This is a genomic window from Crocosphaera sp. Alani8, assembly GCF_038442745.1.
In the GTDB taxonomy this organism is placed as follows: domain Bacteria; phylum Cyanobacteriota; class Cyanobacteriia; order Cyanobacteriales; family Microcystaceae; genus Crocosphaera.
Genome location: NZ_JARVCN010000283.1, coordinates 19,275 through 30,373, shown reverse-complemented (window position 1 = coordinate 30,373; position 11,099 = coordinate 19,275). Strand labels below are relative to the sequence as shown.

Annotated in this window: 3 protein-coding genes; all 3 read right to left on the bottom strand. The window is 46.6% G+C overall.

Annotation, left to right across the window (positions count from 1 at the left end; translation table 11 throughout):
- Positions 1–2,584: Ig-like domain-containing protein (locus tag P9B04_RS15760; RefSeq protein ID WP_342055940.1), on the bottom strand; the 2,584-nt coding region annotated here is incomplete at its 3' end.
- A gap of 55 nt (positions 2,585–2,639) precedes the next feature.
- Complete coding sequence (locus P9B04_RS15755; RefSeq protein WP_342055939.1) at positions 2,640–3,269, bottom strand: hypothetical protein; 630 nt, start codon at positions 3,267–3,269, stop codon at positions 2,640–2,642.
- 416 nt (positions 3,270–3,685) lie between these two features.
- On the bottom strand, positions 3,686–10,777 hold the full coding sequence (locus P9B04_RS15750) for a pre-peptidase C-terminal domain-containing protein (RefSeq protein ID WP_342055938.1): 7,092 nt from the start codon (positions 10,775–10,777) through the stop codon (positions 3,686–3,688).
- Positions 10,778–11,099: the final 322 nt, after the last annotated feature.

Below are 11,099 nucleotides of genomic sequence, written 5' to 3'. Positions count from 1 at the left end.
GTGCTTGTGGTGCTTCGTCTTCTGTTACCTCTGGGGTTGGGGTACTGATAGAAACTGTTGGTAACTCAAGTGGATCAACTATGCTGAGGGTAACGTCAGAGGCATCGGGATCGACTCCGTACGCTTCTCCGTCTATCACGGCAAAAGTAAATACTTCTTCCTCTTCAATTTCATCTGCCCCATCATCGAATACTGGTAGGGTAATGGTGGCAATAGGGTCGGTGACGGTAACAAAGAAACCGCTATCCCCTTCTGCTGGAGTGGGGAATCCACTGATTCCTGTGAATTGAACGCCGCCAATATCAAATTCAGTTAGGGATCTTGAACCATTCCCAGCACTTACAATATCGTTGATTAAGACTTGTAGTCCACCGTCGGGAATTTCCCCCTCTGTATTGATGGTTAAGACAATGGTCTCTCCCTCAACTGCCTCGGTTTTATCTATAGTAATTCCTACCGTTGGACCGTCTATGTCGATGTCGTCGGTGATGGTTAGGGTAACACTTTCCGCAGTAGGGTCAACTTCGTAAAGTTCCCCATTAGCCAGGGTGAAGGGAATGTCACGGCTTTCTTCAGCTATAATGTCGTCAAATACCTCTAGGGTAATGGACGCATCGGCTTCTGTGAGGGTGGCAATAAAGCTTAAGCCGCGATCGTCTCCAGGCCTTAGGTTACTAACTCCCGATAGCTGTAAGGAGTTCAGGTTAGATAGCTCGAACTGACCCAAGGCAACAGCTACTGTACTCTCTACCAGAACATCTACACCTCCTTGGGGAATTTCCCCTTCAACTTCAAAGTTAACAGTGAAGGTGTCTCCTTCTGCTAAGTTGGTTTCAGATACGGAAATGCCAATGGTTGGACCAACCCCAGGACCACCGTTATCATCTGTAATGGTAAACACGGTGCCATTCTGGTCGGGATCTACGATATAGCCGTCTCCATCCAGTAGTTGGAATTCGAAGGTGGTTGTTTCTTCAACCAAGTCGTTGATCATTGGCAATTCGATGGACGCTTCGTTTTCTAAAAGACGAATACCGATGATATTGTTTTGTGTGTCAAAGGGAGGGGCTAGGGTTAGACCGTTGAAAGCTCCTCTGTCGTCTTCGCTATCCGCCTGATCGGTAATGCCAAAGAGGTTCTCCAAAAGAACCACTAAACCACCTTCGGGAATGTCCCCAACAACGGTAAATGCTAACTTGAGCAGACGCTCTTCGGGGGTTCCTTCTTCGGAGATGGTAGCCGGAATGGCCTCGAAGCTGACAATAGGTAGGTTTCCCACGTTGATGGAAACGTCTGCTGTAGCGGTACCACCGTTGCCGTCGCTGACGGTGTAGCTGAAGCTATCAACCCCTGTAAAGTCTTGATCGGGGGTGTAGCTAAACGAACCGTCAGAGTTGAGGGTGAGGTCACCGTCGGTAACATCCGAATCGATTTCAACGGTTAAATCATCCCCGTCTCCGTCGCTGTCGTTGTTCAATACTCCTGCTTCTGCATCGATTTCGAGTGTTTCGTTGACAGTTGCAGTGTAGGAATCGTTTACAGCTAGAGGATCAACGTTATCCGGTACTGCCGAGACGTTAAATTCTAGGGTATAGCTAGTGAAAGCCCCTAGTTGTTGGAAAGCCAAGGTATAGTCTCCACTGGGTAAAGGTCCGTTGAAACCTATGGCACCAGCACCGTTACCAATATTGTCTAGGATGTCGGTGCCAATTTCTGCCTCGCTGCCACCAAATAGGTGATAACCCAGTAAGTTAGCGGCGTTCCCTGAATTGTCCAAATTTTCTGTAAATGCCTCTCCCTGTTGTAACCCAACAAAGGCTGGATTTCCAACACTCGAATAATCTTCAAGGATTACACTGTCTAGTTGGAACCCTTCGGGAACGGTTATGGTAACGTAATCTCGATCCGCCTCTCCGGGACCTGTGGTGGCAGATAGAAGATTTTGTCCTTCTTGCAGCGGTAAGTCTAGAGGATCTTCGGGGTCATCAGAAATATCTCCACCCACTGTTTCGTGGTACCCAGGTATTTCTACTGGCAACTGACTGGCTGTATCCGCAAATAAAACGGTACTAGAGGCGGTTCCCACGGTATAATCGCTGATGGGAGAGCGTTGCCCATTAGACTCTAACTCGACAGCATCTAAGTCGTTGCCCATAGAACCTGTCCGAAGACTGGTTTGCTCTGTCTCGTCTATTTCTGCTCTGGTTTTGACGGTAAATGTAGCCTCTGTTAGACCGTCGAAAGTCTCAGGAAAGACATCATCCGGTCTGTTTTCGTCGTTATCAAAAACAGGGATAGTCAAGGTTGCAGACGTTTCATTCTCAGTGATGGTAATGGAGAAACCGTTGGCAGTGAAATCGAGAAACGTACTTGCAGTTGCGGTTGCATTGGTTAACGCTTGTCCGAAATTATTGAGTCGATTCATAATTTCTGGAACGTCGCTATCCACATATACTTTTAAGCCACCCGCCGGGGCTGGTTCGTCGAGGGTAAACTCGAATGTTAAGACTGTTCCTTGGTCTTCGATGACAGCGTTTTGACTACCGCTAAAATTGGTTGAAGTAGATAAGCTTACTTGTACCATAGTTGGATTGTTTAGTTAGATTGAAAATGGTAGAAATTAAAAATTTTAGAAGGATTTAGCCTTTTTTTGAGGAATTTATTGCCTTTTTACGATAAAAACCTACAATAGGCAAGGATGCGATGGCCAATCCCAAAGTTTTCCCTGGTTCGTTGACCTTGGTAAATTCGACGGTTCCAAAACCCAGAACTGGTGCACGTTCCTCATCTTCTGGGGTATAAAAGGTGGGATCAAAACCGTCTGTAAATTCGTCCCCCACAAACTTGACAAAGTCCCCTGGGTATTCCAAGACCGGAACTACGGTGAAGGGATGATAAACCGCATCCCAATCAAGACCGATCAACTCCCCGTCTTGGAATTTTACTTGAGGGAAGTTCGGACGTATATCGAGGGTTTCGTTAACCCGAGGGTCGTCAAGCAGAAAGACTTTTAAACCCGACTCGGGTCCAAAAGTCTCCATGCCGACTCCCGTTAAAAGGGAACCATCAAAGGTCACACGACCTATGTACAAATCGGGATTGGGTTCTAAACCGATTTCTGGCGCACCATCCAGAAATAAGCTTTCTTCCATAATCCCTTCAAACTGGTATGTTAAAGCTTGAACTGGTTGTACTCCCATCGCCATTGTGCCTACTATTGCACTCAAACTAATGAGAGATAAATTTTTATCAAAGTTTTTGAGATTCATATTCAAATAATTCTTGGCAATGATTTTCACTTCCTTGGTACTAGCACATTTGTGCAAATATTTGCAAATATTTACACAATCTTTTGATAGCTTTGAAGCTAAAAACACTCGAGTCCCCAAGGATTAGGGTAACAATAATTAAATTGTTACCATAGCCAATTAACCCATTAAGACGAGATTTTTCTAACTTCATAAAGTGGGTCGATTGACACTTAAATAGCTAGAATTTGTTGCTAATAATTTTCAGTTCGCTCCCAAACTATCATACTACAAAATTTGATTTTTGTCAGAAGTTAGCTCAAAAAGTTAAGAAAATTTTAAGCGGTTCTTAAGAGATGCAACTGGCAACTCTGGTTGAGAAAGGAAGAAAGGCAGGGAAAATTTATCTTTCCCTGCTCCTTAATGTTGAATTGGTATTAGATAAAGACAAAGTTAGACTCACCTAAACTACTAGAGTCAACCCCCACCAGTCTGGCCAATTCGTTGTCTTCGAGACTAATCAAAGTATCCCCCCCGTCGTCGGTCAAAGTTAGGTTATTGAAGCCAATACCTAAACCAGCAACCCCCAAAACGTCCCCTTGGAGATCGTCAAAGTCTGTAACAGTGTTGGGGGACTCGGGAATCTCACCCAAAGTCAACCAGAATTGGTCTGCATCCTCCCCTCCAGTAATTGTGTTATCACCCCCTTGAAGGAAGAAACGGTCGTCCCCTTCTCCTCCCAGGGCTGTGTCATTGTTAACCAGGATAAAGGTATCGTTGCCCCCTTCTCCATTGAGGATGTTACCTCCAGTACCCCCTGTGGTGTCGAGCAGGTCATCTCCTCCGCGAGCAAAGACAACATCGTTGGTACCGTCAAAACCAGGAGGAGTTAGGCCAGCATCGAATACGTCTGAACCTTCGGTGCCAACGATAGCATCGTCATCGATGGTCAGGGTAACACTATCGGCGTTGGGGTTAACCACATAGTCTAGATTCTCTTCATCTACCAAGGTGTAGGTGAACTGTTCTAGTCCTTCTCCTGGTCCGTCATCGAGGACAGAAAAGCTAATGCTGGCATTGGGATCGATTAAAGTGGCAACTAAACGACTGTCGTTCTCTTCGATTAATACGTTGTCTATACCCTCTGTGGTGAACAGAGCATCCCCGTCTTCGTCGAATAGCTCGAATTCCCCAAAAGCCCCCACTGTATCGCTCTCAAGGAAAATGGTGATGATATTATCCTCTGATGGTAGGCCATCTTCTCCTTCTGCGAGGAAATCGAAAGTGACTGAATCTCCCTCTAATAGATCGGTTTCATCCACTGATATGCCGATGGTTGGGGGATCTACTACAACTTCTGGATCGAAAATAAAGTCATCCTCAGTTAAACTATCGGGGTCAACACCAATCAGTCTGGCTAGTTGGTCGTCTCCAACAAAAATCAGAGTGTCATCGTTGTCTGCGATTAAAGTTAAGTCCTCGAACCTAATACCCAAGCCAGCAATACCTAAAATATCCCCTTCAGAACTATCAAAGTCGGTGATGGTGTTGGGGGACTCAGGGATCTCACCCAAAGCTAACCAGAATTGGTCTGCATCGTCTCCTCCAGTGATAGTGTTATCACCCCCTTGAAGGAAAAAGCGATCGCTTCCTTCTCCTCCGAAGGCAGTATCGTTGCTGAGCAAGATAAAGGTATCGTTGCCCCCTTCACCGTTGAGGATGTTACCCCCAGTACCCCCTATGGTGTCGATAAGGTCATCTCCCCCACGAGCAAAGACAATATTTTCGGTGCCTTCAAAACCAGGAGGAGTTAGGCCAGCATCGAATATGTCTGCACCTTCGGTTCCAAAGAAGGGAACAAGATCGTCATCGATGGTTATGGTAACTCTATCTGCGTTGGGGTTAACCACATAGTCCAGAGATTCTTCATCTACCAAACTGTAGGTGAATCGTTCTAATCCTTCCCCTGGTCCGTCATCGATGATAGAGAAAGTGATGCTGGCATTGGTATCGATCAAAGTGACGACTAGACTACTATCATCATCTTCGATGGATACGGTGTCTATACCCTCTGTGGTGAACAGAGGATCTCCGTTTTCGTCGAATAGCTCGAATTCTCCTAACGCACCGGTAACATTACTGCTGATAAGGATGGTTACGGGATTATGTAACGATGGGACGGCTTTTTCTCCCCCTTGAGCGAGGAAGTCAAAGGTGACTAAATCCCCTTCTCGTAAGTCCGTGTTATCAACATTAATACTAACTGTGGGTTGTAAGAAATCGTCGTCGATGAGGGTGAAACTTCCCGTATTAGCTGCCGGGTTGAGAGCGTAGTTTAAACCATCCAGGTCTTCTACTAGGGTAAAGTCGAAGTCAATGGGAAGTTCTTCGATTTCGTCATCGATGGCGGTTAAGGAGACTGTTGCGGTTTCTTCGAGGAGGATAAATTCTAAGATACCTGGTTGTGTTTCGTCAGAAAATTCTCCAATGATCAACCCATCTAAGACTAACTCCTCAAACTGGGCTTCTAATACCTCGAGTTCTTCTACATTCAAGAACACCGAAAGACCCCCAGATAGATAGTTACCTTCCTGATCCAATTCTACTGTGGGGATGTCTTGGTCTGTAACGGTAAAGGTAATGGTTGCGGTGTCGTTGGGACCTCCTTCGAGTACATCGTCTGGATCAATATCTAGATTAACAATAGGTAGACCTAAGTTGAAGTTAACCCGATAAATATCGGCTCCAAACCGTTCCCCAAAAGTCCAACCACTACCACTGTTAGCTACATTGGGATCGTAGAAGTCGTTGCCCAATGCACTGATACCGGCGTAGTAAGTGGCTGTCTCTGGAGCGGTAAATAGGAGGTAGGGATCTCCTTCTGCTTGGAAGATTTCGTCCGGAGCTGCACTGTTATTATCGATGGCCAGTTCGTTACCATCGGCATCGAAGATACGCAAGATGGAGTCTAAGATAGAGTCCAGTCCTGCACTACCAATACCATTGGCATCGATGTCGATGACGATAGTTTCACCTTCTTCGAGCAAGAAACTATACATATCCACGTCTTCAGTTGCATCCACTGTGTTCCCTACAACTCGAAAACGCTCAGCGATTTCTCCATCGATGGTCACAGATAAATTACCTGTTGCTGGATCTAAACCTAAATCCACTGCGTCGGCGATGGTGTCGTTATTGGTGGTGCGACCATCGTTATCGGTGGGACCTTCGGAGGGTTCTCCTGGACCTTCTTCGGGGGGTTCGATGACCACGGAATCGGGGTTATCGGCGATGGTAAAGGTGACTGTAGTTGCCGCTTCATCCAGGGTGTAGTCCTCGTTTTCTATAATCGAGAAGGTAAAATCTTCGATCCCTTCTAAAGCATCCTCCGCAGGAATTTCGGGGTTAGTGGTTTCGTCAAATACTGCTAATTTGATGGTTGCGGTATTTTCAAAGATACGGAAGTAGAAGCCACTGGCATCCCCATTAGGTGCGGGGAAAGCACCACCGCTAACCTCGGCGTTGAAGACATCAAATTCCCCTAAAGCAGCCCGAGTTTCGCTGTCAACGTACACCAGCAAGCCTTCCGGGGCAATGTCCCCTGTGACGGTGAAGGTGATATTTAGCTCTGTGCCTTCGGATTCGATTAATTCGGTTGGCTCGATGGTTACTCCTACTTCGGGAGCGTCACCGCGGCCAGGAATCTGCTCTAAGGTATCGTAAAAGGTGATGCTGGATGTATTGGCTGCGTCATCTCCAACGTAGTCGGGGCTGTTGGCCAGAGAAAAAAGGATGGTTTCGGGGTTTTCGGGGTCATCGGTGTCTCGATCTCCTACGGGGAAGGGGAAGGAGGCGTTAGGACTGGTGAGGAGGGCCCGCAAACCGGCCACATTACCGTCTTCGTCGTAAATCGCTCCCAAAATTTCTCCCCCTACGGCGGTTCTAGGGGTTCCGGTCAAGTCATCTAGGAAGCTGGTAAAGTCCGTATCGCTTTTAATGATTACTTCTAATCCATCTTCGGGTATTTCTCCGTCCACTGCAAAAGTAAAGTTCAGTAGGGCGGCGGTTCCCCTTCCTGTGACCAAGGATTCGACGATTTCTGAGGAGATAATATCGTTGCCTTGAAAGGTACCAGGAACAGCGATAAAAGTGACCACAGGGCTATCAGGAGACTCCCCATCGAATTCCACAAAAGCCTCGATTTCTGAGTCTTCCGGGTTAATATCCACCGTCAATTCGTATTCTCCGGCACCGAGTCCAAAACGGGGACTGAGTAAGGCTCCATCTCCAGTTCCTTTGACGTTGGGATCGTAGTTTTCGTTGAATGCTTGGGATACCCCGATATAGTAGGTTCCGGCTTCATCCACTGTAAAGTCGATGTAAGCGTCTCTTCCAGACTCCAGCACTTCCCCTGGGGCAGATCCTGCGTCGTTGTAGACCAATTCGTTGCCGTCTGCATCGAAGAGTCGTAAATCCCCACCACCTCGTAAAACAATGCCGTCTGAGTTGGTAAAGGGAATGGAATCTAAATCAATGGTCAAGCGATCGCCCGCTTCTAACTCTACAGAATACATATCTACGTCTTCTGTTTGGTCCACATCGCGGTTGTTGCGGAAGTCAAAATCGATGGCTCCAGTAGCAATTCCGGTATTCCTTTCGGAGTTGATGGCGATGGGGATAGCGGTGGCGATGGTGTCGTCGGATTCTGCGCTTTCTACTCTGACAGGGCTTTCATTGAGGGTGTCGTAGATGTCAAAGGTAGCTTCGTTGTCTTCAGGTTTAGTGGTACTGATTTGATAGTCAGCGTCCTCTGCTGGCTCAACTAAGGTGAAGACGACGTTTTCTTTACCTTCTGCGTTGCCATCGTCCAGCACTGCGGCGGTGAGGGTTGCTATTTGCTCGGTGATGGAGATGTCAATGGTTCCACCCTCTACATCGATGTTCTTTATTTCCCCCCCTGTGACGGCAAAACTGTCGATGTCAAACTCTTCTAAGCTCTCTGTCTCTACTCTTACCAGGATTCCCGGTTCTGGAGGTAATCCATCCCTTGAGGGAGCTGCAACCACTTCTGGGGGAGGAGAACTGAGATTGAAGGTAAGGGTAGCGATGGTTGCTTCTTCTTCAACTAAATCCAGTGGTTCACCTTCGAGACTAACGAGAATTTTGCTCGTAGTTTCTTCCCCTAGCTGGATCGAAACCGTTTCTCCTCCCTCAGCGATTGTGTATTCTGGTAGGGGTTGTAGGACTAAATCGATGGTTTCGAGTCCCTCTTCGAGATCGTCTTCTGCAATTTGAATGGTAATGCTGGCTTCGGGTTCTGTAATCTTGAAGTAAAATCCTTGCCCTGCACCGTCGGGACTGGGAAAAAGCCCTCCAACTACTTCGGCGTTGAGCAGATCAAATTCCCCTAACCCTGCAACTTGGTCGGTTCTCAGGTAGGCGATTATTCCGTCTGGGGGAATTTCTCCTTCAACGTTAATGTCTAGGGTAATGGTTCCTTCTCCCTCTTTCAGAGGTGGAAACTGCGCTCCAATACTTCTGCCACGAATACTGATGCCAATTTCTGGAATTTCCTCTAATGGAGGTACTTGGTCTAAATTATCATAGACCCTGATACCTGCGGTTTCTGTACTGGCAATATACCCTTCCCCTTCTTCGATGAAAAAGTTGACGATTTGGGGTCCTGTTGCTTCTAAACCAACGCCGCTCTGGAAATTGACTACTGTGTTGGGACCGTCCATGCGAACCCTCAAACCGGTAGCTATTCCATCTTCGTTGTAGATGGCACTAATTACTTGACCCCCAAAGGCGGTGGGATTAAATTGGGCTTCATTGACAAACTCGGTGATATCTGGCAAGTCGGTGTTAACATCCACAATCAAACCGTCTTCGGGAATTACACCGTCGGATTGTAGCACCACGCTTAAGATGGGGATTCCGCTTTCTGTGGATTCGACTAGGTACGGGGCGATTAAGTCGTTCCCTGTGAAGGTTCCCCCCAACAAACCAAGGGTTACTTCGGGTAGTATTAGCTCGTCGTTGATGGTGACTTCTATAAAATTAGCATCTGGATCGACTTCGTATTTTTCTCCGTCCACCAGGGTAAAGGGTAATACTTCGGTGCCTTCTTCTTCCTCATCCTGGAGTACCGCTACTTTTACTGTAGCTGTGGGATCTGTGATCCGTAAAAACAGGGAACCAGCTATTTCGTCGGTGCCGACGATGCTTCCCCCGATAACTTCTACTCCCTCTACCACGGTTTCATTTTCTGGTAAGCGAGGGTTAGTGGCGTTAATGTCGAACTCGGCGATGGAACGGGGTGGTCCTTGCAGTTGCACCACCACTCCTTCTGCTGGAATGTCCCCGTCGGTGGTGAAAGTCAGTTCGATCACTGTCTGTTCTGACTCGATCAGGGTTGTGGGAGCTGCCGTTACTCCCACGGTGGGACTGGTGGCTGGTTCTACCCCATCGGTGACGGTAAAACTGCCACTGTTGGCGGTGGGGTCCACCAAGTAGCCGTCTCCTTCGGCTAGGGTATAGGTGTATTCTGTATCTTCTTCTTCTACTATATCGTCCAACACCGGAATGGTAATACTGGCTTCGCGCTCGGTGATGGTAAAGGTAAAGTTGCTCAGGAAACCATCTCCGGCTGCTTCGGGATCGGAGTTATTTTCGGCGGGATCTCCATCTTCTAGGGAAAAGCGATCGAGAACTCCGCCAACAACGAACCCGTTGTCAGGGTTGACAAAGCTATTGTCAAAGCGATAAAAAATATTTCCTGTCTCTGAATCAAAGCGAGTTTGAGCAACAACAAACTGCTGCATGATTCGGGCTACATCTCCCTCCAGGTTTACTGTAATACCTCCTGGGGGAAAGTCTCCTTCAACGGTGAAGTTCATCACCAGTGCTGTGCCTTCCGCTTCGCTGATCACTGTGGGGGTGATGTTCAAACTTACTACCGGCAAATCAGGTAACTGTTGTTCGTTGTCAACAAACACAACGGAACTACTGGCGGCTTCGGGAACAACTGTATAATTGCCCACGGGAACCCCATCCCTTTCTACGAAGTTAAGGTCATCCCCCTGAATACCTGTTAAAGGATCGGTTTCTCTTCTTCTATCAACTTCTAATCTGGACTTTACTGTAAATGTGGTTGGAGTAAACCCATCTAAGTTGACTTGATTGACTGGTTCTGAGGTTTCTTCGTTGATATCAAACGCAGGAAGGGTTAAGGATGCCTGGGTTTCTCCAGGGTTGATGATTATGGCAAAGCCACTGCTAGAAAAATCCCTGAAGGAGTCTCGATTGACTGTTAAATTGGTTTGGAAGTCAGGGTTATCGTCTAATGCTTCTACGTTAAGACGGTTGAGGATGTTGGGAGCATCGCTATCCACATATATTTTTAAGCCACCAATGGGTGCTGGTTCGTCTAGCTCAAAATTAAAAGTTAGCAGCGTTCCAAGAATTTCAACTACGGCATTGGGATAGGTCTCAAAGTTGGTTGAAGTAGAGAATCTGACTTGGGTCATTTTTTTCTTTTGAAGATTATTGTTATTTTTTCTAGGTAAGTATTGCTCGAAAGTTTTATATTTTTGAGACAATTCTTAAAATATTGAACACAGGTAAAGCCCTGCTGCCATGAACTATAGTAGTGAAAATGGCTACACAGGGTGCATAAGTGGGATTTTTCGTTGACCATTTTAACTGACAATAATAATAGGTATACTAGGGCTGGACTTGTAGTATTCTCAAGTCAGCTCTAATAATCCTCAGTTATAGACTTATTTAACCTAAAATTTAATTGATTTTAAAGGGTTAATAATAGACTCCTCAATAGTTTTTTTCATGATG

Excerpts from the sequence above, each read along its gene's own strand:
- P9B04_RS15755 (WP_342055939.1), bottom strand. The coding sequence starts at position 3,269 with ATGAATCTCAAAAACTTTGATAAAAATTTATCTCTCATTAGTTTGAGT.
- P9B04_RS15750 (WP_342055938.1), bottom strand. The coding sequence starts at position 10,777 with ATGACCCAAGTCAGATTCTCTACTTCAACCAACTTTGAGACCTATCCC.